The organism is Salsuginibacillus halophilus (assembly GCF_003014715.1).
Lineage (GTDB): Bacteria > Bacillota > Bacilli > Bacillales > Marinococcaceae > Salsuginibacillus > Salsuginibacillus halophilus.
In genome coordinates this window covers 13298-36486 of record NZ_PYAV01000018.1, presented here as the reverse complement: position 1 = coordinate 36486, position 23189 = coordinate 13298, and the positions used below count along the sequence as shown (strand labels likewise).

Genomic DNA, 23189 nt, shown 5'->3' with positions numbered 1-23189 from the left:
ATAAATTTGAAATATATGGTCACTGCGCTGATTGCAACCAACATGAAATTGAATAAAAGTTGATGTGACAAGGGTTTTGCTGTGAGTCAATTAATGATCACGACAACGCAAAACCCAAATGACCACAATTTGACCACATTGACCTTTTGAAGTGGTCATTTTTCATTCATCGCTCGCTCAAATTGTTCAACCGATTCTTCTTGCAATGTCTCGGTTACGTGGCTATATAGGTCGAGTGTGATGTCAATTGACTTGTGGCCAAGTCTCTCCGAAACAACTTTAGGATGTTGATTTAATTGAAGGCTGATTGATGCGTGTGTATGGCGCAGATCATGCATCCTTATTCTTGGCAAACCAATTTTTTGGCTGATTTCAAACAACCGCCTGCTAGTACCTCTGGGGTCGATACGGTTGCCGTTGTAACTCAAAAAAACGCACTGATCTTCTTTGAATTCGCGCTGTAATTTAAACATAAGTTCTTTTTGCTTTAACCTGTGTTGCTTCAGTACGTCTGTTACAAAGTCACTTATCTTTATTGTTCTTTGTGAACCCTCGGTTTTCACGTCTTGCAGAATGTGTCCTTGTTTACCTGCCCAAGCTACTGTTCGACGCACCGTGATTGTCTGTCGCTCAAAATCAATGTCTTTCCACTTCAATCCGTGAATTTCACCTGTACGCATGCCTGTCCAGATAGCTAATACAAAAACTGGATATCGTTTTGTCTCGTTTTTAGCGTGTTCCAGAAAAAACCTGCTTTGCTCAATCGTCCATGTTTTCATTTCCTTTTTGTTACCTTTAGGTGTACTTAAATTATTAGTGATGTTTTTAGTAACGTATTCCCAAGCTACAGCATCGCGGTACATTGCACTAAGGATATTGTGTAAAAGCTTAATATATTTAGCGCTCAGCCCCTCTTCGTCCATGCGGTTATAAAAGCGCTGCAAATCAATTTGCTTAATATCGCCTAACTTCGCCTTAGCAAATTCCGGCACAATGCGGTTGCGTATAACGCCAGCATAAACTGAAAAAGTAGAAGCGCGATAATTGTTTTGCATGATCTCCATCCATTCCTCGGCAAAATCTTCAAATGTTATCTTCTTTGTGTGTACATAGTCACCCCTGTAAATCTGCAGCTCAACATCCTGCATTGCACGTTCTGCCTCTTTCTTTGTCTTAAAACCTCCCTTCGATTTTTGCTTGCGCTTTCCGGTCTTTGGATCCTTTCCAATGTCTACGGTGTAATAATATGACTTACCTCTCCAGCGCACATAACCCATAGTGATCCCTCCTTAAAGAATTGTGCGTAGATTTAGCTGCATCACCTCCTCAATGTCCTCAAGCATAACTAAAAAGTAATCCACCTCATATAACTCATCACCAATTCCAATATAACGGCAAAAACTTTCAACGCTTGCCACGTCCACACCTAACTGGTTATGGTCTTTGTTTCTGATCAAGTGGCTGGAGGTGATTGTTACCGATGTAAGGTTTTCATCAACAAGGTCGGTATCCACTTTCTCGGCGCTGCTTAAGCTGTACCATTTTGTAGGCTCGTCAAAAGATGCCTCCAGCAAAGCGCGAAAGGGTTTGCGGATACCATCGTAATCATCGTATAAGACTTTCATCAATAACCTCCCGTCCTGTTTGTCGTTTCAGCTGCTGTAGTACGCGGTGTGTTTCGTTAGACCAACTGTCCGGGTCGTAACTAGATTTTGATTCAGCTATCTGTAGTGTGTTGTATTGAGCGCCACGTAATTGTTTACGTTGTATTTGATCGAAGCGATCGGCAACCATGCCTTTTGGTAGCTCAAACACTTTAGCAGCTTCATCAACAGTCGCACAACGGATAAACAGATTCTCCGGCATAGCTGCGTAAAGGCTGAAATGATAAACCTGTCGCTCCTGCAAGTTAATGAAGGAATCGTTCATATATCGCTGGTCGCCGTAGTGTCTAAGCACATGCCCAAACTCGTGAAAAAAGAGCTGACGCTGCTTAACGTGCGTTTCATTTTCATTAATAAAGATCACCGCAAATTCGCTATCAAACACCGCCTTAGTTTTGCAGTCGGTCGAATCAACCATAATTCCAAAAGCTTCACTAAGCCTGCTGATCGATAAATCTTCAACATCATAAATCCCTCGATTTTCGTATTCCTTCATTAACCAAGTTTCTAAATGCGTTTCAAACAAAAGATCACCACCGGAACGTATGTTCTATTTTGTGATATAAGAAATAACCCTGGAGTGGGTTAATCTTTTTGGAACTTCTTTTTGAGTTCTCGGAAACGCTGAAGTTCATCTTGTAGGTGTTCGATCTCGTCTTCCGTCAAATCCTGTCCGCCGTCCTCAAACATTAAACTTGGCTGACTTCCTTCCACGCCAAGCATTTCATCAACAGAACGACCGTACAGCTCCGCCAGAGCTTTTAAAGTGTCGGTGCTGGGGTCTCGTTCGCCTCTTTCTACCATAGAAAGAAAACCATTTGACACTCCAACTTTTGCTGCGGCATCTATTTGAGAGTATCCAGCTTTTTTACGCGCTTTAACTAAAGCCTTACCTAATCCCTCATCCATAGTAATAGCTCCTAACGTATTGTTGTTAATTATGGTACCACAAATTAACGGATAGTAAATTTAATTTAACTATATGGTTAAAAATTGTTGACATTAAACTATATGTTAATTATACTAAGGTTAGAAATTAACTAATAGTTAAACAAAAGGAGGTGATCCGATTGCAAAAACCTCTGCATGAAACAGTTAAAGAAGTACGACAACAACGCGGAATACCGCAGGCGGTTATTGCTCGAAAATTGGGGATTACACGCCAGTCTTACGCTAGTAAAGAAGCGGGTAAATCACCTTTTTACGCCGAGGACATTAGCACACTTGCGGAAAGCCTTGTTGTAGAACCAGCTTATTTTTTTGAAAAAGAATTAACTAATAGTTAAAATCAAGCTTTTGTTTAACTTCTAGGTTAATTAATTTAATCCTGCTAAGGAGGTCGAGAAACATGCAGGCAACTGAACTTCCGTTGGTGTTAAGCAAAAAGGATGTTGAAGAAATCTTAGGTGTTGGTGATTACGCTGGGCGTAACTTATTCGCTGACCCTAGTTTCCCAAGTTTTAAAGTAGGTGGCAAGCACAAGGTCTATCGAGTCGACTTCATGCAGTGGCTTGAAGGGCAGAAGCAAACCGTTTAACCCCAAAAAAGGAGGAATCCACTTGAGCACAGCAGAAATGAAGGCGTTCGAAGAAGAAATCCGCAACGTATTCATCCACCAGACCAAAGAAGAAGCACACGACCGCGCACACAGCTTCGCAAAGCACGTAGAAGAAGGCAGCGGCAGAAAGTATGGATGGTACTGGGCGCTGAAAGACGGCGTTTGGGAGCAGCACGGATACAAGCAGGAGGTTTGATGATGGAACGTGCAATCAAAGCGTTACAGAAAGAGCACAAGTATTTAAGTGGTCAGCTTAAGTCGAATCAGCGTGACATGGAGCGGCTACAGGAGCAACTGGATGACTTGGAGCAACACACAAAAGAATGTGAAAGCACAATATTCGAGGTGGAGAATTTGATAAAAAGATTGGAGGCTGAAAGGGATGCGCACAATGGAACGCAACATGATGAAGGTTAACCGCATGGATCGGCGCATGGAATCACCACCCGAACCACCGACCATCATCGCAGCACACTGCCAGTCATGCGGTGTGGAAATCGAACACGGCGACACGGCGGCTTACGACATGTGGGAAGGTCATTACTACTGCGACAAAGGGTGCTACACAGGTGACACGACGTATGTAGAAGTCACGACAGCGGAGGTAGAAAATGAGTGAAGAAATGAACATCCATCAGAAGTTGGTAGAAATCCGAAAATCAATTGACACATTCACAAAAGACACAAAGGGTCACCAGTACGAGTACGTTAGCGGATCGCAGGTGCTTAGTAAAATCAAGGGGAAAATGGACGAGCTAGGGGTTTTGTTAGAGCCGGAAGTGAAGCAGGTGCAACACGACACCACCGGAAAAAGTCCGGTTGTGCACGGTGAAATGGTTTATACGTGGGTGAATGCAGACAAGCCGGATGATCGCATTGAAAAGAAGTGGATGCTCTTCGGTCAGCAAGCAGACGTATCTAAAGCCTTTGGATCGGCGTTGACGTATTCAGAACGTTACTTCTTGCTTAAATACTTCGGTATCCCAACCGATGACGACGACCCAGACACGCAGCAACAACCTAAAAAAGCTACCGACAATCAGAAGAAAATGCTTAACGACTTGGTCAATAAACGTGCCCAAGCCAACGGAAGCACGCCGGATCAGACGTGGCAGGGAATGTTGTCACACTTCGGACTTAATGCAACGTGGGATACGCTAACACAAGGACAGTGCAGCCAACTAATTAATGCCCTGCAAAATAATTAAGCCACCGGCGCACACCGGTGACAACAATCCTTGGAAGGAAGGATCACCAAAATGATACCACGCGAAAACGGCAAAGTCGATAGGAAGGAATTAGGGTGGCGCATTGCGTTATGCGCCTTGCCCTTTATTCCGATTGTGGCAGAGACAATAAGAGTTTCCTTATAGGAGGTAATGAGCATGAACAAAGACTATATCAAAGTTTGCTTGGAAGCTGCACGCACTTTACACAACAGGCACGCAGAACTAGAAAAATCCGGCGTTCATATAGACGTTCTGCTTGATGATGAAAACCATTTCCATGAGCTTCTTAAACCTCCGTGGCTCATGGATCTTCTAAACGATAATGGAATCGACACTTATATCAATTACGTTTGTGCGACTGCCAGAGGCAGTATAGAAGTTGACGATGCTGCTGAATTGATTGCTGAAACTGTAGCAAGTGTGATTGAGCGAAGTAGTTAACTGCGCATTGGAGCGCTGAGAAGCAAAAAAGGAGAGATAGATATGGATTGGGTAAAAGAAGGGTTAAATTATTGGGAAAATCCACAATGCCCTAGAGAATATTTAGAGAAGGCATTAGTTCGTTTAATTAATGAAACGGAGGGAGTTGAACTTCCAAAAGACCATTTTAATACATTAGATGAACAGGATCTAAGAAAAGAAGTAGGATTTTATGAATACGTTTCTGATAAATAATGAACGGTTCGACCTTGGTATGTATTAGAGCGAAAACGAAAAGGAGTGAAAATTTTGAAAGTTAAAGCGATACGAAACGATAGTTGGTTAGGCATAAAAAACGGTGAAATGTACGATGCGGAAGAAGTCGAAACCGTAGTTGGGAAGCGAATTAAGGTTTACACAGAAGATTGTATAGTATTTTTAAATAGAAGTGATTTTGAAATAGTTGATACTCATAACGACCCTAAAGCGCAATAAAAAACAACGCCGGGCAGCGCCCGGCTGGGAGGTACTAGAATGAGTGATGTTGACCTCGAAAACGGTGTTCCAGTCGAGTTTGTCCGGCGCGAAGTTCTTCATATAGAAAATGTCCGCAAAGACTTTGTTCATTACGCTAGATTTAGAAAACACAGAGGCGGTGACACAACTAAATGTGAATTGTGTGGCATCCCTTTTGAATCTGATGATTGCGTAAGTTTAGTTCAAGTGACAGGGGAGTTAAACAGGTATTCCTGCGCCGATTGTGCAACGAAAGCTATTGAATTTGGGGCAGGTGCCAGATAGACAAAAACGCCGCCTCCGGGCGGCTGGGAGGTAATAACATGTGGACGGATCACATTGAAGAAAAGATAAATAGCGGACAACCCCTGCGCCAAGACGACCTGCAATATCTGCTCTACCGCGCAAAAGAAGCTGACCGTCTAGCCATGAAGTACGAAAACACAGGCGCAATGTTTGCGCGCGGAAACTTGATTGGTCGCATACGTGGCTTTGAGGAAGAAGTGCACAAGGCGTTGAAAGCAACATCAGAGCCGTACACGGAGTTTGTGTTGGATCACGCGCTGGATAAATATAGCTTGAAATTAGATCACAGCTAGAAAACCATATAATCGCGCTGCACAAAGTGTGGCGCGCATATTTTTACCCTTAAGTTGTAAGACGATGTAAGACGTTTTATAAAAAATGACCGTCTGGTTTTTAGAAACGCAGGTTTATGCAATAACAACAGTACAACCACACGGCAGCGCAACAGGCTGTCTTTTCTCAAGCGTTCACACCGAACATGTGTACTACAAATATATGTAAAAAGGAGGCTTCCGTTATGATCCGGTCACCTCCCGCGTTTTAAGTATTAGCATTTTAGCACCATCCTTGGTGTTATTGTTCGTCCGCTTCCTCCAGGTACAAGAGGTCTTGGATCTGACACTCGAACAGGTCGCAAAGCTTAGCGATCGTGTCGATGCCCAGCTTTTGTGATTCTTCGTGATACAACTTTGAAATTGTCGTTCTGCTTAGTCCGGTTTTTTCGTGTACATCTTGAATATCCATTTTATGTTTAGCCATTAAAACGCGCAGATTATTTTTTACAACTCTCATAACACTCTCTCCTTTGCTCTATTAACGTGTTTATTATAACCATCTTAATTTATATAGTACACAATCGTGTATTATATGTCAAACCGAAAGTTAAAATGAATACAATTGTGTTTACAAAGAATGAAAATGTGTTTATAATGAATTTGTAAGGAGGTGAATAGCTTTGTCGAAAGTCGAGATCAGCCTTCTTGAAACGATGGCAAAAAAGGGCGTGACGCCGAGGGAGCTTGAACTGGAGTCCGGCCTTTCCCGCCATGCAATCAACAGCATGATGAATGGGGATGTTCAACGTGTTGACTTCCGCGTTCTTGCCAAGCTTTGCGATGCGCTTGATTGCGAAATTCAAGACTTAATGCAGGTTAAACGACCGGCAGCAGAAGGGAGGTGAGATGCACGTTAAATCGTGCAAAGGAGAGGCAATTGAGAGGTATTTAAAGGAGGATTTTATGAATCTCGAAATCTTTGAACACAGCAGATTTGGGAGTGTTCGCGTCGTAAATCAAGGAGGGGAACCTTATTTTGCTCTGGTTGATCTTTGCGAGGTTCTTGATTTAGGTCAAGCTTCAGCTGTTAAACGGAGGATAGAAGATGACGTGATTTCAAATCACCCCATCGAAGACTCCATAGGCAGAGAGCAATTTGCAACATTTGTTAACGAAGACGGCCTTTACGATGTGATATTGGATAGCCGGAAACCAGAAGCCAAAGGGTTTCGGAAGTGGGTAACATCCGAGGTTCTACCAAGCATAAGGAAAACAGGCGGTTACCAAGTGAAAACGCCTCAAACTTATGCAGAAGCTCTAAGGTTAGCTGCGGATCAAGCAGAAGAAATGGAGCGAAACAAACCAAAAGTTGAAGCTCACGACCGCTTCATTAGTGGTGAGAACCTTCAAACTATGGGGGATATTGCTCAATCTTTAGGTTGGGGAAGGAACAATTTATTCAAGGAACTGAGGGCTCAAGGGGTGCTCAAGAAGAACAACACTCCTTACCAAAGGTTCATAGACGCAGGATACTTTTCAGTAAAACAAACGCCAATAAAGAATGGTCGATTCAACAAGCCTCAAACTTACGTGACCGCAAAAGGCGTTGATTGGCTAGATAAACAGGTAAATGGCAATAAAAAAGACCAACTGCCGCAAACAGTTAGTCGTTGAGAAAACAATATGTAACTTCTGTACCTGCATTATATCACAAATAATTGATCGTGGGTACAGGGGAAGGTTAAAAATGAGGTGAAAAAGTGCAGCAAGAAACCTTAGTAGATAACAGAGCTGGTTATACTTTTGCGATTGTACATGATGTTGTGTTGAGGGATGAAGGTTTAACCACACACGAAAAGCTGCTTTACTGCGTGCTTTCTAGCTACGCCGACCAAAAAACGAAGTCGTCCTTCCCTTCTGTCAAAACGTTAGCAGATAAAACAGGGTCAAGCAAAAACACGGTACGCAAAAGCACTAAGTCACTACATGACAAGGGTCTGCTTGAGATCAAACGCAGACAAACAGGTGATGGATTCAATTACAGCAACGTCTATGTGCTTTGTTCTTTAGATAAAAGGTATGGTTCAACAGGTGAACCACCTACCTCAATGAGTGAACCACCTACCTCAACAGATGAACTAGGGGTGGTTCAACAGGTGAACCAGGGTGGTTCAACAGGTGAACCCGAACTAGAATCACTTGAACTAGAATCATTTGAAGAAGAATCACTTAACTACAACAAGGGAAACGATGATGATTTTGCTAACGCCATCCAAGCCTACCAACAAAACATTGGCGTGATTAATCCAGCTGTATCCCAAGATATCGAAGCGTGGATTGATGATATGGGTGAGTTGGTGTCGGAAGCAATTAAACGAGCTGCTTTAAACAACAAGCCATGGCCATACGCTAGAGCCATCATTAAGAATTGGTACAACAACAATATCCGCACATTGGAAGATGTGGAGGCACAGAGCAACGAAAAGAAAAAAGACGACCAATACCCTAAGAAGGTACAACCTTTTGACTGGCAGGCGCACAAAGCCAAAGAAATTGAAAAGTATCGCGGCATGTTGAATGAAGGTTATCAGTATTACGTCTATCACCACATTCAAGACATGTACGAGATACACAGGCAGGAGGTTGAGAAGTGGGATGCAGGCAAACGCGAACTTCACACTCATTAACAACAAGCTTAACCTTGCCGAGATCGTAGCAGAAGATGTACAGCTGAAACGAAGCGGTAAAGCTATGAAGGGTTGCTGTCCTTTTCATGACGACAGCACACCTAGCTTCACCGTCTACCGTGATAATCGCTTCTACTGCTTTGGTTGCGGGGAAACTGGCGACATTACAGATTACGTGATGAAACGCCGTGGTTACGGTTCGCCTTTAGAAGCCATGTCGGAAATATCAGAGCGCTACGGCTTAGAACTTCACCATATCGACATGGACGCGATCCGCGCTAGGCAAGAAAAGAAGCAGGAGAAACGCAAAGAGTTCAGCGGTTACTACGCCAAACATCGTGAAGCTGCTGAATTTTTAAAAGAGCGTGGGTTTACCGAGCAGACCACAGCTCAGACGTTCCATGTTGGTTACGACGATCAAGGCCATGCGCTTGTGCTTCCTTTCAAAAACGAGTACGGCGAACTTGTAGGGAAGGTTCACCGTTACCTTGATAGCGACCCGAAATATAAAAACAGCGCAGAAGATGATCTATTCAAGAAGTCAGAGCTTCTATTCGGCTTTGACTTAGCACGAAAGACAAAAGATGTGCTGTACCTTGTTGAAGGTTACTTTGACGTGATGGCGATGCACGAAATGGGTGTAGGCAAAACCGCTGCCTACTGCTCGGCGCAGATTACGAAAGAGCAGGCACAACTCATCGCAAGGCACATTCCAAGCGATGTGAAGATATTTTTAATACCAGACAACGATAAATCGGGGCGCCAGCAGGTGCGGAAAAATGTACAAACCCTGCGCAAGTACGCAAAGCAGAGTATCAGTATCATCAGCCTGCCGGATGGCATTAAGGACGTAAACGACTTACTCATTTCATCCTACGGCTGGGATGACGTAAACATGACACCGTTTGAAAAATACCTCTTATTCGAGGATTTAGACAACTGCTTAGAGATCACTGACGAATACGAGGTTGCGAAGATTTGGGCAGACCGCACGCAAAATTCCATGCTCCGATACGAAATGGCAGAGGAACTGGCAAAGCGTTGGAACAAGCCTTTAGATATTGTAAACGACTTCATGAAAGGCAGTGCTACGTTAGATCATGACACCAAGCTGCACACCGCAACAGAATCTTATGCAGCTTACGTGAATGCGGTGCAGTCAGACGAAAAGAAGATCAAATTCGGGTTGCGCGAAATTGACGTACTGCTGAAAGGCTTGAAGAAGAAGGAAGTCACGTTTGTCATGGGTAAATCGGGGAGTGCTAAGACAACGTTTATTTTGAACTGGCTGTATGACTGCGTGATGAAGCAGGGCTTAAACGTCAACTTTAACAGCTTAGAGCTTGCAAAAGAGGCGATCATCCCCCAACTGGTGCAGATCCACATGGACATGACAAGCGGTGAAGTCGAATCGCAGGCGCGTGACGGAAGCTACCACGATAATCTAGTTGAGTTGATCGAAGCGTTAGACGAAAAATGCAGGATCGCAGACGAGGACGCGCAGAGTGTTGAAGACATTGAAAACTTCATCGTTACAGCAAACGAGAGTGTTTACGACGATCCGGTTGACGTAGTGTTTGTTGATTACTTTCAATATTTGAAACTCAATAACTCAATTAATAGATATGAAGCTGCATCGGAAGCGGCAAGGGAGTTTAAAGCTATTGCAAAGCGCCAAAACGTGCATGTGGTTGTACTAACGCAGGTCAACCGTGCGACAGGAGGCGGCGGCAGCGGCAAAATGACCATGGAAAGCGCGAAGGAAACAGGGGCGATTGAAGAAAGTTCGGACTATCTGCTTGGTCTTTACCGTCCTGCTTCCGATCCACACTTACAAGAAGACGAAGCCCAAGCAGTACAGCACGATATGTATTGCCAAGTGCTCAAAAACCGCTGGGGAGCTACCGGAGAAATCCCGCTTTACTTTGACTTCTTTACCAAGCGCATCAAAAACATGTAAGGGGTGGTTCCATGAGCAAGCACGAAGTCTGCGCCGAACTGCATTTAAGTCAAGGGCGTGCAACATACGACGCCCTGCGGCTTGACTTTGACAGGTGGACGATAGCGAAAGGAATAGAGCAGTATGCGAAGGAAAAACGCCACATCGAAGCGGTAAAGGAGGAACACAATGCTAGGTAAAACGGAGATGGCAAAACAAAAAGATTATTTGGAATCAGAAGTTGAGCGTTTGGAAAGAGAAAAACAAACTGCACAAAATCGGAGCGACAGGTTAGAAAGGCGACTAGAGGAGCTTAAAAGAGATGTGAAAAACAAAGAATCTACAATTCACATTGCGATTAGGTACTTCGAGCAAAAAGATAAAGAAACGGAAGCCGCCCATCGCCGCAACCGTCAGCTTGAAGAAGAGCGAGATACTTTGCTAGAGCAGGACGATCGGCAACGCAAAGAGCTTGTAAAGCTTGCATATCAGATCGGGAAGCAGCAAGAAAAGATTTGGGAGTTAGAAAAGCAAGCAGATCCTTCTCCCATCGAAACGGAGCAACACAAGGCTAATGTACAAGGGGAGTTAAACCGCAAACAACTGGAGGGATAACGTGCTACGACCAGCGCCTAAGCCAAAACACAGGAAAAAGGCGAGTAAAAAGCACCGCGGGGATTTTCCGAAAAGCGTAAGAGACGAGATATACCAACATTACAATTACCAATGCTACTTGTGCATGTCGCCTGCCACGGAGATACACCACGTACACCTTAGATCAAGAAGTGGCCGCGGCGTATTTGAGAATGGCTGCCCGCTTTGCACAACATGCCACCAGAAGGCGCACCACAAGCCGGAGGTATTGCGAGCAATCAAAGAGGACTATGTGCGGCGCTACGGTGCGGATCACTTTAAGGATGAACGTGACAAGCTGGAAGAAGCGGAGTGGGAGTACGCGAAAAAACTAGCGGAGGAGCGATAAAATGCGGTCTGAACTAGATAATAGAATCGCAGGTACAGGCATGATCGAGCCGACTTACAACGATGCAGAGGATGAATTGAACAGGGTTAGCGGTAAGGTGCACGTAAACTTAGAGCATGACAGTTTGGTGTTCGATAAGCGCGATGATAAGCGGTGGCACGAATTAAACGGAAAGGTCAAGACTTACTTTATTGATCCAACGAGTATTTAGGCACACAAATCACCATTTTAAATATACGTCAACTAAATGCGAACAAGGAAGGGGAACAATTATGGAGCAGGAAATCAGAGAAAACGGCAAGCTGATCGGGAAGGTTTTCAGCGCAGGTAACAAGGTGTTTTGGAAGGATTTAAGGCACGGCACAGAAGGATTTGAACACAGCTTTAGCACGGCCATGAAGCAGATTAAACGAAAGGCGGTTTTATAATGATTAACAACATTACGCTGGTAGGTCGCTTAACAAGGGATGCAGAGCTTAGGTTCACAGCCAACGGTGTGGGGGTTGCAAACTTTGGAATTGCAGTGAATCGGCCGTTTAAAAATCAGCAGGGAGAAAACGAAGTCGACTTCTTCAACTGCGTAGCGTGGCGCAAGTTAGCGGAAAACGTAGCGCAGTACGTTGGAAAAGGAAGCCAAGTGGCAATTGTCGGCAGGCTGCAGTCACGGCGCTACGAGAATAAAGAGGGGCAGAATGTTACGGCAATCGAGGTTGTAGCGGAGAATGTGCAGTTTTTAGATACAAAAGGCGGTCAGAAGAGTGAGGCGGAGCAGGATGACGATCCGCTGAAGAATAACGGCAATCCGATTGATATAGGGACGGACGACTTGCCGTTCTAAGAGGTGATCGAATGGACAAACAAAGACGGTTGATACTAAGCATTGCGCGTAAAACCTGCGTGAAAGAGCTTGAGAAGTCGCAAAAGAAGGTGCAGAAGGCTTCGGACAAGCTGGCTGGCATGAGTGTAGAGGACACGACGCAAAGAGCAAGGGCGAATCAACGCATCAAGCTAGATACAGAGTGCGAAGAAAGAGACAGGTGGCAGGGTCGGATAGATGAGATTGATATGTGGGTGGGTGAGTAAGGAGCAATGCAGTTGGCGCGGTGTTGCCGTGCTGACTGCGCCAATAACAAGGAGGGGTTGCATGATTATTGAGCAGGCAAAGGAAAAGTTGAAGCAACGTGCTAACGGAGAGACTTACGATGCAGTCAGTGCTGCAATATACATCCTTGAAGAACAGCAGGAAAAAGGTTTAGAAAAGTACGGTGTCAGCGCAGATGATGCTGATTTAAGTAAAGCAGAGTGGGCAAGGCATCTTGCAGAGGAAATGGCGGACGGATTGATTTACGTCGAGGCGTTAAAAGAAGCCAATGAAGATGAATCACTGGATGATTTATTTAATAATTGGAGTGCGGGTTTAGCCAGTTTTGTAATCGGAGCTGCTTACTTCTGGGAGGTGTACAGCGATGAGCAAGATTAAGCCACGCCACATCGCAGAAGCCGAGCGCAACGGTATCAAGTACAGAACACTAGAAAAGCGCGTCTATGACATGAAGATGCCGCCAGACGAAGCTTGCACCATGCCGCTGATGCGTGAATCGGCCAATTGGGATAGATGGAAAGACGTAGCGGTGGTCAATTACACGACATACGCACAGCGCGTGTACGCAGGTTGGCGCGAGGAAGATGCAGCTTTAACCGATTATCTGCACAAGCCGAGCGGGTGGGATGAGGTTAAGAGCAAAGCTGCAGTAGGATACCAGACATTTTACAACAGACTGCGGAGCGGCTGGAGTGTCGAGGACGCGGCGTTTAAGCAGAAGGTACGGAAAAAGAAAGAGGAGCAATTGCAATGAAGCGCTACATTTACATTACGCCAGAAGACTTTGAGGAAGCGGAGAGGAACGGCGTTAAGTACACCACATTAAGGCAGCGCGTGTATCAGTACGGCTGGGATATAGACAGAGCAGTAAGCACACCACCACGGAAAATGAGGAGCCGCAAAGATCAGATCGAGAGGGCGGAAGCAAACGGAATATCGAAACTCACTTTTGATTCACGCATTTACCGTGGATGGGATGAAGAAACGGCCGCAACTAAGCTGCTGATAGATGACGAGGAAATGCGAGAAGTCTCGAGGGAAGCTAACCGGAAATTCAGCGACGACATTTACGTTAAGTGCCAAGAAAATGGTGTAAGCCCTTATTTATTGAGCAAGCGCGTTCGGTTAGGGTGGTCAAAGGAAAAGGCTGCAACGACCACACCGGAAGAAGGCAGGGCGCAAGGGCGAGAGAAGTTAAGGCGCAATAACAGGAGGATCAAGGTATGAAACGCTATGAGAAAGGCGATCCGTACCGACCGCGCACGATTGTAGAAAAAAGCAAGAAGGGTGTACCTACAGTGTTGCGGATCAAGGGACAACGTTACGTGCTTGAGCAGGGCGACAGTAAACGAGGCGTACAAAATCGGAAGGGGCGTAAGCGATGAATTTACAAGCTATGTTTGATAAGCAGAGGGAGTTAGACGAGAAGATTGTGCATGAGAAAGGGTTGCAGGATGAGTCGTTGTTTGAGAAGAAAGTGCTGGCTTTACAGGTTGAATTAGGTGAGCTGGCAAACGAGTGGCGCGGGTTTAAGTTTTGGAGCGGGAACTCAAAACCAAGAAATTACGTTGAAAGCAGTTGTAGCGAAGAAAACGCCGAGTTTTATTACTGTGTGAAATGCAAAGGTAATTTTGATATAGATCATGAGCTGGAATGTGACGGTAATGTTCACCCAATGAAAAGAAGAAACCCAATCCTTGAAGAATACGTTGACTGCCTACACTTCATCTTATCCCTTGGTTTAGAAATTGACGAGACAGTATCTTATGTAAGCTCCGATATGGCAAAAAACTATCAGTGTCAATCGCCTAGCGAACAATTTAATTTAGTTTATAAATACATTAGTACATTTACTTCTAATCGCAATGAGTTTTGGTATGTAGCGTTGTTGCGCGTATTTTTTTCGCTGGGTATGACCTTAGGATTCTGTCCAACTGAAATACGAGAAGCTTACTGGGAGAAAAACAAAGTCAACCACGAGCGCCAAGCCACCGGATACTAGATGACAACGAAGAAATGGGCAAAAGCCCTGCAGGAACAAAGAGAGAAGCTGCACGGAAAAGAGGAAACGGAAAATGTGCCAGCCGGGCGGTGTGCGTGTGGCGCTGCCCGGTTCACGCACAAGATAGATAGCAGACGGTTAATAAGAGTGTGCAAGGCTTGCGGTGATGAGAAGACATTTTAGGAGGAATCGCATGTTTAAAAAATTATGGGTTTTGGCTTTGGTTTCGATGGCTTTTTTGACAATGGTCTTTGGCTCGATAGGTTGGATTGTGGGTTTCTTGGTTGATTTGGCGACAGAGGGTTCGGTTGATACGACTGTTTTTGTTGTTGTGGGTGGGGTGATCGGATTCTTGTTGGGATCTGGACACTTGGTTATGGCATTGGTTATGCGCAAGCAAGAGAAAGATATTTGGGAGCAGTGGTAAAGAATGGGCAAAGCCAGCAAAGAAAAAGGGAGTCGCAGAGAATTGGAGTTTGCAAAGCTGATGGGCGGCACAAAGACACCGTTAAGCGGTGCGGTCGGCGGTGAGTACAGCAACGATGTGAAAGCGTTGGGGCTGGAGTGGGAGGTCAAAGCGCGGAAGGAAGGCTGGAAGACGCTTTATGATTTGCTGGAAGATGAGAGGGAGCAACCGGATGCGCTGGCGTTGAAGGCTGATCGGAAGGATTGGCTCGTTGTCATGAAGGCAAGCGACTTTAAGCGACTGATGGAGGGGCGGAGTAATGAATAAAGAGCAGATCGAATGGCAGCGCAAAGTCATAAAGGAGGAATACTGTGGAGGCGACCGAGTTAGCGAAGGAAATGTACAGCATCAGTCAGCGCATAGACAAGGCGTCAAAAGAGGTATTCCGGCTAAGCAAAGAAAGAGCGGAAAGCGAGCGGGCGTATAGAGAGGCACTGTACAAAGAGATTACCAAACTACGACATGACGGCGTACAGGCTACCTTGATACCGGATATTGCCAGAGGCACGGTAGCAGATTTGAAGTTTGAGCGGGATGCGGCGCTAGAGATGCACCGCTCCGCGCTGGCTTCATTGGAGAGCATACAGACACAAGCTAGTTTATTACAGTCAATCAATCGGTATGCGGATGATATGCCGGGGAGGGGTTAGATGCTGGGCGAGTTATACAAGCGTGGCGGCAGGGTGTACGAGGTGACGAAGGATGAAGGCATGTGGGTGGTGCTTGAGGACATTGACGGCGTAGACACGGAAACAGCGATACCGGATTCGATCGGCGAGTTAGAAGGCTTTGAAAGGGTGGATTGAATGAATAGAAATGACATCGAGCAGGCGTTGCGTGATTATTACTGGATGCCGAGTGAAGTTGCTAGGTTAGAGCAGACGCTTGAAGAAGTTGACACCAACCTAACAGGTCAATATGGTATCGAATCCACAATGCCAAAGCCACAGGGCGCAAACAAGGATAAGATCGGCAAGGAAGTGGCAGGCAAGCGTGACAAGAGGCACAGGCAGTTGGATAAATTAAAGCGCAAGATTACGTTTGTGGAGAACGGCGTGAACCTCATCGAGAATGATTTAGAGCGCACAATCATGTTCTGCATGATGGATGGCATGAGCCAAGTTGCCATAGCGCAGCATTTACGTATCAGCGAGGGCAAGGTAAACAGCATCAAAGAGCGCATCATCACGGTGTTGAAGGAGAATGAGGGAAATGAGCGTTTTGAACGTTTTGAAGAAAAATGCGAGGTGTGATAGCGGTGTTATACAATGAATGCAGAGGTATTGGTACACCTCACATGGATTCCTCCTTTGCCCCGCCCAGCGGGGTTACATAGCTCGGCGCTCACATACGTGGGCGCTTTTTAGGAGGGTAGCGATGAAGATTAAACCGGAATGGTGTCTGCGCTGCGTGTATGGTAAGCGTGTGAATGATAAGAAAATCCTGTGCGTGTATGGCGCGGGGTGCGTATATGTGAAGAATTTAAATAAAAGTTAAAAAGTTGAAGGTATTTTTCAAGTTTTTGGCGAATTGTGGCGGTAAGGAGGGATTGGAATGGAATTTAGCAAGAAAGACCGTCTTTTTTTAAAGAATCAGTATGAAATTTTGTCTCGGTTAGATGGCGAAAACTCGTCTAATTATCAAGAAAAAATTGAAATTCTCGAGCAAGGGTACGAGGTTCACTATGAGGAGTACTTTGATCTAGAAGACGATTTTCCTGAAGAAAGTAGCCGTTTGGTGATTGACACTTTAGACTTGTACAGCGTGCTCAAAAGTTCATATGATTCATTGACGGAAACGAATTTGAGTGAGAGAGATATTAATTTCCTTGGTTTTGATGGTAACCACGAAACCGAACACATGGTTTATACTAAGTTTTTTGTTGAAACACTGGGTAGGTTTACAGAGTTGCAGTCTGAAGATAGATTCAGAGGATACAACAGCCATATGCCAATGGTTAGCTCTTATTATAATATGGTGAACAAGTGGAAGGATGAGCTAAAACAAAAGAGAGACTTGAGTGAAGATGAAATAAAAATGATATTATCCGCGAGGTAAAGTTCAGAGCGCCCTATTACAGGGTGCTTTTTTATTGGAGGTAGGTGCTATGTGACATGAGTGATCTGACAGCAAAGCAAGAAAAGTTTGTGCAGGGGTTAGTTAGTGGGCTTAGTCAAAGAGAAGCTTACAAGCAGGCGGGTTACTCCACTAATATGTCTGCTGAAAGAATGGATACAGCCGCAAACAAAGTGTTGAAGAACGCAAAGGTTTCTACAAGGTACGAGGAACTGATGCAGGAACACCGCCAGAAAGCCCTGTGGACGCGCGAGGAAGCCGTCAATGATCTCATATGGCTCAAGGATCAGTCGAAGTACAGTATCGAAGCAGCAGGCGTACGGCAGGCAAACAGCAACGCTATGCTGAACGCGATCAAGGAGCTTAATGCCATCGAAGGCCTTTACGAGCGAGAGGAAGAAGGCGGCGAGCGTGTGCTGATCGTCCAGGATAAAGAAGCGATGCGAAAGGCGATGCAGGATGAAGACAGTTGACATCATGGACATGGTTAACCCTAACTTCTACTCGTTTTGGCTGACAGACAAACCTGCTGCCATCCTAAGCGGCGGGCGCTCATCCATGAAGTCATCTGTGATATCGCTCAAGCTGGTGACTGACTTCTTAGACGATGAGCAGGGCAACGTTGTTTGTCTGCGGAAGGTCGGAAAGTATTTATCCGGTTCGGTGTACGAGCAGATCAAGTGGGCAATTTACATGCTGGGTGTTGAAAGTGAATTTAGGTTTGGTAAGTCGCCGCTCATTATCGAGCACAGGCGCACAGGCACAGCCTTCTACTTCTACGGTGTGGACGATCCGCTCAAACTCAAGTCAGCTAAAATTGCGGTGGGCTATGTTATGGCGCTTTGGTTTGAGGAGCTGGCGGAGTTTGCAGGTATTGAAGATATCGACACGGTGGAGGATACATTTATCCGTGAGGATTTAGGCGATAAGCAGGTTAAGGTGTATTACTCCTACAACCCGCCGCGCAATCCGTATGAGTGGGTGAATGAATGGCGTGATGGCAAGCACAATGATGATGACTTCTTTCTGCACCACAGTACGTACTTGGAGGATAAGAAAGGTTTCCTCTCCAATCAGCTGATACGCAAGATTGATAAGTACAAAGCCAACGACCACGACTACTGGCGGTGGATGTACAAAGGTGAGGTTATCGGATTAGGTGACATGGTGTACAACATGGCGCACTTCCGCTGGATTGACGAGGTGCCAGCCAATGATGACATTATGCTGATTGATGTAGCCATCGACACCGGACACCAAGTGTCAGCCACCACGTTTCTCGGTCTGGGGTTGACGAAGCGGCTTAACGTGATCCTGTTGGACACTTACTACTACTCACCTGAGCACAAGCAGGAGAAGAAAGCGCCGAGCGACTTTGCGGCGGATTTAGCAGCATTTGAGGAGCGGTTGAGGCAGACGTACAACCGCAATGTAGACAACCGCACGATTGATTCAGCTGAGGGCGGTATGCGTAACCAGTATTTTAAAGATTACGGCGTAAGGTTGCACCCAGTCGCCAAGAAGAAAAAAGTAACGATGATTGAAAACGTACAAGACCTGCTGGCGCAAGGTCGTTTTTTTATGCTTAATAACGACAACAACCAAGTATTTTACGAGGAGCACAAGCGCTATCAGTGGGATGCAGACACGCTGTTGAGCGATGATCCGAAAGTGGTTAAGCGCGATGACCACACGGCCGACGCGTTCCAATACTTCGTGCAAGACAACTTGCAGAAGATTCAGCTCAAGTTGTAAGGGGGGGTGACAGGGTGTTTAAGGCGATGGTCAGCAAGATAAAGGAGGTGATGTACCGGATGGGGCTAATACGCGGCGTTAAGGATGTAACGCAGAAGAAAGACATTGCGGCGTCAGACGAGCACTATCAGCTGATTGATAAATGGTTTGCTTTGTACCGCGGTTATTACAGCGCGTGGCACGATTTAAGATACCACACAGTCGATGGGCCGAAGAAGCGGCGTATGAATACGCTCGGTATGCCTAAGCACATTGCCGCGGAGATGGCGCAGCTTGTTTTTAACGAGAAGTGCGTTGTTAACGTGTCGCATGAGGGAATGAGAGACAACGTGCACGAGGTGCTCAAACGCAACCGATTCCATAAGCAGTTTCAGCGCTACCTTGAATACAGCTTTGCGCTAGGTGGCATGGCGGTTAAGGTGTATGCAGATGAACACGGCGTACGGCTTGGCTATGTTACGGCAGATTGCTTTATTCCTGTATCCACGACGGCGCATGAAGTGCGTGAGGGTGTGTTTGTCAACGAAACGCGCAAAGGCGATAAGTATTACACGCTGCTTGAATGGCATACGTGGGAAGACAGCACTTACGTTGTTACGAATGAGTTGTACGAGTCGGACACAAAAAACGAGCTGGGGATCAAGATCAGCCTTGCCACACTCTATCCCGCACTAGAGGAAAGGGTGACGATCGAAGGGTTGAAGCGTCCGCTGTTTGTCTATATCAAGCCAAACACGGCAAACAACTTCGACACGCAGAGCCCGTTGGGCGTTTCTATTTACGCCAATGCTTTGGACACCATTAAGGCGTTAGATGTTGCTTTCGACAGCTTCGAGCGTGAATTCCGCCTCGGTAAGAAGCGGATTATGGTGCCGCAAACGGCTGTTAAGGCTGTGCCAGACCCACAAAGCGGGCAGATGAAGCGCTATTTTGACGACAACGACGAGGTATTCCAAGCGTTTAACTTCGACCAAGACAGCTCTAATATCGAAGACATAAGTGTGGAAATCCGCGTTGAAGAGCACGTTTCAGCCATCAAAGCCCTGCTTGACACACTGGCCATGCAGACAGGATTCAGCGCAGGTACATTCACCTTCGACATGCAGGGTGTTAAGACAGCTACCGAGGTTGTAAGCGAGAACAGCAAGACTTTCCGCACCAAGCGGAGCCACGAGACAATCATTGAAGAGGCGCTGATTGAATTGGTGCAGTCGATTGGCGAGGTTGCGGAGCTGTACGGCTTCTTCTCGGCGCCGGCTGACTATGAAGTAACGATTGACTTTGATGATTCCGTGGCGGAAGACCGGGATGCTGACGCAGAGTATTATTTAAAGCTGCGTAACGCCGGCATAACAAGCAAGAAGTACACGATGATGCGTGTGCTTGATGTAACTGAAGAGCAAGCGGACGAGATGCTGCAGGAGATACAGCAGGAGCAGGCGACACAGACGCCGGACATTGATGATATGTACGGTGATGGCGATGATTGAACGTGAACGTTTGGAACAGCTGTCACAACCGCTTATACAGGTGTACAACGTGCTACAGACAAGTATGATAGAAAACATGGCGAAAGAGCTCGGCAAAGACAACGACCTGCTGCAGTCTGACCCTTCACGCTGGGAGGCGCGGCAGCTTAATAAACTGAACGCGATCAAAGAGCGTAACGCGGATGAGCTAGCACGGCTGACCGGCGGTAACAGGGATGCAATACAGGAAGCTTTGGACAAGGCTAGCAAAGAAGGCGTTGAGCCGAACGAGGAAGCGCTTAGAAAGGCGCTTGAGGATGGCAAAGACCTAAGCGAGCCGGTGCCGTTGGCAGAAGATGAGGCGGTGCAGGAGATACTTGACGGCTATCAAGCGCAGGCGAACGATACACTGCGTAGTGTAAACAACACGCTCCTTGACCAGTCAGAGGAAACGTACCGCAACATGCTTACGCGCGCGTCCGCGGATGTGCGTGCAGGTGTGAAGTCGCCGGAGCAGGCGCTTCGTGACACAGTGAGGGAGTGGAGCCACAAAGGTATGCCTGCTTTGATCCGGTCAGATGGCGCTGAAATGTCGCCGGAAGGCTATGTACGCACGGTTATGCGCACCATGTCTAACCGCGTGACCAATGATATTCAAGAAAAGCGCTTCGACGAATGGGGCGTGGACTTGGTTGAGGTCAGCAGTCACGTTGGCGCGCGCCCTAAGTGCGAGCCTCATCAAGGTAAGGTGTACAGCCGTGGTGGTGATAGCGACAACTACCCGCCGTTATCCAGTACGTCTATGGGCGAGAAGGACGGTCTTTTCGGTATTAACTGCCGACACGTTAAGTATCCGTACTTCCCCGGTCAATCTAAGCAGCAGAATGAGCCGGTTAACAAGACGGAGAACGACCGCGCGTATAAGAACAGTCAGAAGCAGCGAAACATTGAACGCAAGATACGCCAAGCCAAAAGTGAGAAGCGCACGATGGAGGCTTTGGGCGATGAGGAAGGCGTGAAGCAGGCTAACGAACGCATGCGCCTGCAACAGTCGAACATGAGGAAGTTTGCAGACGACACAGGGCGCACACGGCGCCGTGAACGTGAGCAGATACATTAAGCCTTGCACAGACCAGTGCAGGGCTTTTTACGTAGCCATGCGTTAAATGGCTATCCTTCGTGCTCATAACACGTAAAACCAATGTAAGGAGAGATAGCATGAAACGAGAGTTTTTGAAAGAGCTTGGACTTGAGAATGAGGCAATTGAAAAGATCATGGAGGAGCACGGCAAAACAGTTAACTCGATCAAAGAGGAGGCTGGCAACGCCGAGGAGCTTCAACAGCAGTTAGACGAGTACAAGCAGGCGATGGATGACCGTGATAAGCAGTTGAAAGAGCTCAACAAGCAGGCAGAAGGCAACGAAGAGCTGCAGAACAAGATCAAGGAGTTGCAGGATCAGAACGAGCAGACCAAGCAGGAGTACGAACAACAGTTACAGCAGACGAAGTTTGACCACGCGCTTGAAAAGTCGCTTACTGAGGCAGAAGCGAAGAATCCGAAAGCGGTCAAGGCACTTTTAGACATGGACACAATCAAGCAGGACGGCGATGTGCTCAAAGGCTTAGACGATCAGCTAAGCAAAATTCGCGAGAGCGATCCGTACTTGTTTGCGGAGCAGCAGGATCAGCCAAAGCCACAGTTTGGACAAGACACGAATGTAAAAGCAGGAGAAAGCGCACAAGACAGTTGGTTGGAAGCCTTTAAGCCAGCTGACTAAAATTTGAGGAGGATGTATTATGCCAGAACCAATTAACTATGCAGAGCTTTATCTACAGGGGTTGCAACAACGGTTTGCGCGGTCGCTACGGTTTAACGCGCTGTACAACACCCCAAACAACCAACAGATTCAATGGAGTGGCGCAAAGACGGTAAACATTCCGAGAATCGATGTAACCGGTATGGTGGACGTTACCCGTGACGAAATCGGTTCATTCACTCGCCAAGTCGAAAATGATTTTGAACCGAAAGTGCTTGAGCACGACCGGGAATTTCGCACACTCATTGATCCGCAGGATGTGGATGAGTCGAACATGGCTGTGACCATCGCTAACATTACGCGGGTTTTTAACGACGAACAGAAGATTCCGGAAATGGATAAGTACATGGCTTCTAAGCTATACGCTGAATTCCAAGATTACGGCGGCGAGCCGGACGAAACGGAAGTCACAGAATCGAACGCGCTTGAGTTGTTTGATGAGTATATGCAACAGATGGATGATGACGAGGTGCCAGAGGAAGGCCGCATCCTCTATGTAACTCCAGCGTACTACAAGACACTTAAACGTGCTGAGGAGCTTTCCCGCTACATCCGTGTGGATGAAAACAGCGGCAGTGTAAACCGCGGTATGCGGAGCTTGGATGAAGTGCAGATTGTGCGTGTTCCGCCTAGCCGCATGAAGACGGTATATGACTTCTCGCGTGGTGCAGAAGCTGATGCGAGCGCTGTACAGATCAACATGATCCTTGTACATCCGCAGTCTATTATCAGCCCGATGAAGTACGAGTTTGTCAGCCTCGATGAACCGGCTGCACACACTGGTGGCAAGTATTTGTATTACGAGCGTAGTTACTGGGATGTGTTTGCTATCGAGCGTAAGGTGCCTGGGATCAAATTTAACGTAGACGCGGAACCGGCAGAGTAAGGAGGGGCTAAGGCCTCTCCTCTATATTAAGGAGGTATA

At 46.4% G+C, this 23189-nt stretch carries 44 protein-coding genes and 1 pseudogene; 40 read left to right on the top strand and 5 right to left on the bottom strand.

Features of this window, described 5'->3' with window-relative positions; translation table 11 throughout:
• Positions 1 to 155: 155 nt before the first annotated feature.
• The 4 genes from B0H94_RS14190 to B0H94_RS14175 are packed head-to-tail and all read right to left on the bottom strand — an operon-like array spanning position 156 to position 2573.
• Positions 156 to 1277, bottom strand: a complete 1122-nt coding sequence (locus B0H94_RS14190; protein ID WP_106589924.1) for a site-specific integrase — start codon at positions 1275 to 1277, stop codon at positions 156 to 158.
• 12 nt (positions 1278 to 1289) lie between these two features.
• Positions 1290 to 1625, bottom strand: a complete 336-nt coding sequence (locus tag B0H94_RS14185; RefSeq protein ID WP_106589923.1) for a hypothetical protein — start codon at positions 1623 to 1625, stop codon at positions 1290 to 1292.
• A complete protein-coding gene (locus B0H94_RS14180; RefSeq protein ID WP_106589922.1) occupies positions 1606 to 2190 on the bottom strand; it encodes an ImmA/IrrE family metallo-endopeptidase in 585 nt (194 codons plus the stop codon). The genes B0H94_RS14185 and B0H94_RS14180 overlap by 20 nt, the downstream gene beginning before the upstream one ends.
• A 59-nt stretch (positions 2191 to 2249) precedes the next feature.
• Entirely contained in the window at positions 2250 to 2573 is a 324-nt protein-coding gene (locus B0H94_RS14175) for a helix-turn-helix domain-containing protein (protein ID WP_106589921.1), read from the bottom strand.
• A 161-nt stretch (positions 2574 to 2734) separates the two neighbouring features.
• Here B0H94_RS14175 and B0H94_RS14170 point away from each other — a divergent pair, with 161 nt between their 5' ends.
• The 11 genes from B0H94_RS14170 (at position 2735) to B0H94_RS14120 (ending at position 5986) form a co-directional block, all read left to right on the top strand.
• Positions 2735 to 2950, top strand: a complete 216-nt coding sequence (locus B0H94_RS14170) for a helix-turn-helix transcriptional regulator (RefSeq protein WP_181315430.1) — start codon at positions 2735 to 2737, stop codon at positions 2948 to 2950.
• Between the two features lie 62 nt (positions 2951 to 3012).
• Positions 3013 to 3201 carry a helix-turn-helix transcriptional regulator gene (locus tag B0H94_RS14165; protein ID WP_106589919.1) on the top strand — a complete coding sequence of 63 codons (189 nt, stop codon included), beginning with the start codon at positions 3013 to 3015 and terminating at the stop codon, positions 3199 to 3201.
• A 22-nt stretch (positions 3202 to 3223) separates the two neighbouring features.
• Positions 3224 to 3418, top strand: a complete 195-nt coding sequence (locus tag B0H94_RS14160) for a hypothetical protein (protein ID WP_106589918.1) — start codon at positions 3224 to 3226, stop codon at positions 3416 to 3418.
• Positions 3419 to 3420: 2 nt separating this feature from the next.
• Positions 3421 to 3639 carry a hypothetical protein gene (locus B0H94_RS14155; protein WP_106589917.1) on the top strand — a complete coding sequence of 73 codons (219 nt, stop codon included), beginning with the start codon at positions 3421 to 3423 and terminating at the stop codon, positions 3637 to 3639.
• Positions 3605 to 3841 (top strand): hypothetical protein, encoded by a 237-nt coding sequence (locus B0H94_RS14150; protein ID WP_146139960.1) that lies wholly within the window; start codon positions 3605 to 3607, stop codon positions 3839 to 3841. Before B0H94_RS14155 ends, B0H94_RS14150 begins: the two co-directional genes overlap by 35 nt.
• Complete coding sequence (locus B0H94_RS14145) at positions 3834 to 4430, top strand: ERF family protein (RefSeq protein WP_106589915.1); 597 nt, start codon at positions 3834 to 3836, stop codon at positions 4428 to 4430. Before B0H94_RS14150 ends, B0H94_RS14145 begins: the two co-directional genes overlap by 8 nt.
• Before the next feature lie 177 nt (positions 4431 to 4607).
• On the top strand, positions 4608 to 4892 hold the full coding sequence (locus tag B0H94_RS14140; RefSeq protein WP_106589914.1) for a hypothetical protein: 285 nt from the start codon (positions 4608 to 4610) through the stop codon (positions 4890 to 4892).
• Between the two features lie 42 nt (positions 4893 to 4934).
• Positions 4935 to 5126: a hypothetical protein gene (locus B0H94_RS14135; protein WP_219899792.1), complete on the top strand. Its 192-nt coding sequence runs from the start codon at positions 4935 to 4937 to the stop codon at positions 5124 to 5126.
• 54 nt (positions 5127 to 5180) lie between these two features.
• Positions 5181 to 5366, top strand: coding sequence for a hypothetical protein (locus B0H94_RS14130; RefSeq protein ID WP_106589912.1), 186 nt, complete (start codon positions 5181 to 5183; stop codon positions 5364 to 5366).
• Positions 5367 to 5405: 39 nt separating this feature from the next.
• Positions 5406 to 5672, top strand: coding sequence for a hypothetical protein (locus B0H94_RS14125; RefSeq protein ID WP_106589911.1), 267 nt, complete (start codon positions 5406 to 5408; stop codon positions 5670 to 5672).
• A 38-nt stretch (positions 5673 to 5710) separates the two neighbouring features.
• A complete protein-coding gene (locus tag B0H94_RS14120; protein WP_106589910.1) occupies positions 5711 to 5986 on the top strand; it encodes a hypothetical protein in 276 nt (91 codons plus the stop codon).
• A 280-nt stretch (positions 5987 to 6266) separates the two neighbouring features.
• Here the strand turns inward: B0H94_RS14120 and B0H94_RS14115 are convergent, their stop codons facing one another.
• Positions 6267 to 6485, bottom strand: coding sequence for a helix-turn-helix domain-containing protein (locus B0H94_RS14115; RefSeq protein ID WP_106589909.1), 219 nt, complete (start codon positions 6483 to 6485; stop codon positions 6267 to 6269).
• Positions 6486 to 6648: 163 nt separating this feature from the next.
• Here B0H94_RS14115 and B0H94_RS14110 point away from each other — a divergent pair, with 163 nt between their 5' ends.
• The 29 genes and pseudogenes from B0H94_RS14110 (at position 6649) to B0H94_RS13995 (ending at position 23150) form a co-directional block, all read left to right on the top strand.
• Complete coding sequence (locus tag B0H94_RS14110; protein WP_106589908.1) at positions 6649 to 6873, top strand: helix-turn-helix domain-containing protein; 225 nt, start codon at positions 6649 to 6651, stop codon at positions 6871 to 6873.
• A gap of 58 nt (positions 6874 to 6931) precedes the next feature.
• Positions 6932 to 7642 carry a phage antirepressor KilAC domain-containing protein gene (locus B0H94_RS14105; protein WP_146139959.1) on the top strand — a complete coding sequence of 237 codons (711 nt, stop codon included), beginning with the start codon at positions 6932 to 6934 and terminating at the stop codon, positions 7640 to 7642.
• An 86-nt stretch (positions 7643 to 7728) separates the two neighbouring features.
• Positions 7729 to 8655, top strand: coding sequence for a DnaD domain protein (locus tag B0H94_RS14100; RefSeq protein WP_106589906.1), 927 nt, complete (start codon positions 7729 to 7731; stop codon positions 8653 to 8655).
• Positions 8624 to 10615, top strand: coding sequence for a DnaB-like helicase C-terminal domain-containing protein (locus B0H94_RS14095; RefSeq protein ID WP_181315429.1), 1992 nt, complete (start codon positions 8624 to 8626; stop codon positions 10613 to 10615). Before B0H94_RS14100 ends, B0H94_RS14095 begins: the two co-directional genes overlap by 32 nt.
• Before the next feature lie 11 nt (positions 10616 to 10626).
• Positions 10627 to 10794 (top strand): hypothetical protein, encoded by a 168-nt coding sequence (locus B0H94_RS15310; protein ID WP_181315428.1) that lies wholly within the window; start codon positions 10627 to 10629, stop codon positions 10792 to 10794.
• Positions 10784 to 11209: a hypothetical protein gene (locus B0H94_RS14090; protein WP_106589904.1), complete on the top strand. Its 426-nt coding sequence runs from the start codon at positions 10784 to 10786 to the stop codon at positions 11207 to 11209. The genes B0H94_RS15310 and B0H94_RS14090 overlap by 11 nt, the downstream gene beginning before the upstream one ends.
• 124 nt (positions 11210 to 11333) lie before the next feature.
• Positions 11334 to 11435 (top strand): annotated as a pseudogene (locus B0H94_RS15535) (HNH endonuclease); the annotation flags it as partial.
• A gap of 142 nt (positions 11436 to 11577) precedes the next feature.
• Entirely contained in the window at positions 11578 to 11787 is a 210-nt protein-coding gene (locus tag B0H94_RS14080; protein WP_106589902.1) for a hypothetical protein, read from the top strand.
• A gap of 61 nt (positions 11788 to 11848) precedes the next feature.
• Positions 11849 to 12004: a hypothetical protein gene (locus B0H94_RS15305; protein WP_181315427.1), complete on the top strand. Its 156-nt coding sequence runs from the start codon at positions 11849 to 11851 to the stop codon at positions 12002 to 12004.
• Positions 12004 to 12414 carry a single-stranded DNA-binding protein gene (locus B0H94_RS14075; RefSeq protein WP_106589901.1) on the top strand — a complete coding sequence of 137 codons (411 nt, stop codon included), beginning with the start codon at positions 12004 to 12006 and terminating at the stop codon, positions 12412 to 12414. Before B0H94_RS15305 ends, B0H94_RS14075 begins: the two co-directional genes overlap by 1 nt.
• A gap of 11 nt (positions 12415 to 12425) precedes the next feature.
• A complete protein-coding gene (locus B0H94_RS14070; protein ID WP_106589900.1) occupies positions 12426 to 12659 on the top strand; it encodes a hypothetical protein in 234 nt (77 codons plus the stop codon).
• Positions 12660 to 12720: 61 nt separating this feature from the next.
• Entirely contained in the window at positions 12721 to 13056 is a 336-nt protein-coding gene (locus tag B0H94_RS14065; protein WP_106589899.1) for a hypothetical protein, read from the top strand.
• Positions 13043 to 13432, top strand: a complete 390-nt coding sequence (locus B0H94_RS14060; RefSeq protein ID WP_106589898.1) for a hypothetical protein — start codon at positions 13043 to 13045, stop codon at positions 13430 to 13432. Before B0H94_RS14065 ends, B0H94_RS14060 begins: the two co-directional genes overlap by 14 nt.
• A complete protein-coding gene (locus B0H94_RS14055) occupies positions 13429 to 13905 on the top strand; it encodes a hypothetical protein (RefSeq protein WP_106589897.1) in 477 nt (158 codons plus the stop codon). The genes B0H94_RS14060 and B0H94_RS14055 overlap by 4 nt, the downstream gene beginning before the upstream one ends.
• On the top strand, positions 13902 to 14063 hold the full coding sequence (locus tag B0H94_RS15300; protein WP_181315426.1) for a hypothetical protein: 162 nt from the start codon (positions 13902 to 13904) through the stop codon (positions 14061 to 14063). Before B0H94_RS14055 ends, B0H94_RS15300 begins: the two co-directional genes overlap by 4 nt.
• Entirely contained in the window at positions 14060 to 14680 is a 621-nt protein-coding gene (locus tag B0H94_RS14050; protein WP_106589896.1) for a dUTP diphosphatase, read from the top strand. Before B0H94_RS15300 ends, B0H94_RS14050 begins: the two co-directional genes overlap by 4 nt.
• Positions 14681 to 14863, top strand: coding sequence for a DUF8096 family protein (locus B0H94_RS15560; RefSeq protein ID WP_486669388.1), 183 nt, complete (start codon positions 14681 to 14683; stop codon positions 14861 to 14863).
• A gap of 10 nt (positions 14864 to 14873) precedes the next feature.
• Entirely contained in the window at positions 14874 to 15107 is a 234-nt protein-coding gene (locus tag B0H94_RS14045) for a hypothetical protein (protein WP_106589895.1), read from the top strand.
• A 3-nt stretch (positions 15108 to 15110) separates the two neighbouring features.
• On the top strand, positions 15111 to 15413 hold the full coding sequence (locus tag B0H94_RS14040; protein ID WP_106589894.1) for a hypothetical protein: 303 nt from the start codon (positions 15111 to 15113) through the stop codon (positions 15411 to 15413).
• Between the two features lie 44 nt (positions 15414 to 15457).
• Complete coding sequence (locus B0H94_RS14035) at positions 15458 to 15796, top strand: hypothetical protein (RefSeq protein WP_245894070.1); 339 nt, start codon at positions 15458 to 15460, stop codon at positions 15794 to 15796.
• Positions 15797 to 15952 carry a hypothetical protein gene (locus B0H94_RS15295; protein ID WP_181315425.1) on the top strand — a complete coding sequence of 52 codons (156 nt, stop codon included), beginning with the start codon at positions 15797 to 15799 and terminating at the stop codon, positions 15950 to 15952.
• Positions 15953 to 16399 carry a helix-turn-helix domain-containing protein gene (locus B0H94_RS14030; protein ID WP_106589893.1) on the top strand — a complete coding sequence of 149 codons (447 nt, stop codon included), beginning with the start codon at positions 15953 to 15955 and terminating at the stop codon, positions 16397 to 16399.
• A gap of 301 nt (positions 16400 to 16700) precedes the next feature.
• Positions 16701 to 17204: a YfbU family protein gene (locus B0H94_RS14025; protein WP_106589892.1), complete on the top strand. Its 504-nt coding sequence runs from the start codon at positions 16701 to 16703 to the stop codon at positions 17202 to 17204.
• A 56-nt stretch (positions 17205 to 17260) separates the two neighbouring features.
• Positions 17261 to 17695, top strand: coding sequence for a terminase small subunit (locus B0H94_RS14020; protein WP_106589891.1), 435 nt, complete (start codon positions 17261 to 17263; stop codon positions 17693 to 17695).
• Complete coding sequence (locus B0H94_RS14015) at positions 17682 to 18977, top strand: PBSX family phage terminase large subunit (protein WP_106589890.1); 1296 nt, start codon at positions 17682 to 17684, stop codon at positions 18975 to 18977. The genes B0H94_RS14020 and B0H94_RS14015 overlap by 14 nt, the downstream gene beginning before the upstream one ends.
• Positions 18978 to 18991: 14 nt before the next feature.
• Complete coding sequence (locus B0H94_RS14010) at positions 18992 to 20467, top strand: phage portal protein (RefSeq protein WP_106589889.1); 1476 nt, start codon at positions 18992 to 18994, stop codon at positions 20465 to 20467.
• Positions 20454 to 21566 (top strand): phage minor capsid protein, encoded by a 1113-nt coding sequence (locus B0H94_RS14005; protein ID WP_181315424.1) that lies wholly within the window; start codon positions 20454 to 20456, stop codon positions 21564 to 21566. The genes B0H94_RS14010 and B0H94_RS14005 overlap by 14 nt, the downstream gene beginning before the upstream one ends.
• A gap of 98 nt (positions 21567 to 21664) precedes the next feature.
• Positions 21665 to 22225, top strand: a complete 561-nt coding sequence (locus tag B0H94_RS14000) for a phage scaffolding protein (RefSeq protein ID WP_106589887.1) — start codon at positions 21665 to 21667, stop codon at positions 22223 to 22225.
• Positions 22226 to 22244: 19 nt separating this feature from the next.
• The gene (locus tag B0H94_RS13995; RefSeq protein WP_106589886.1) at positions 22245 to 23150 is read left to right on the top strand and encodes a capsid protein; all 906 of its coding nucleotides are present in this window, start codon (positions 22245 to 22247) and stop codon (positions 23148 to 23150) included.
• Positions 23151 to 23189 lie beyond the last annotated feature (39 nt).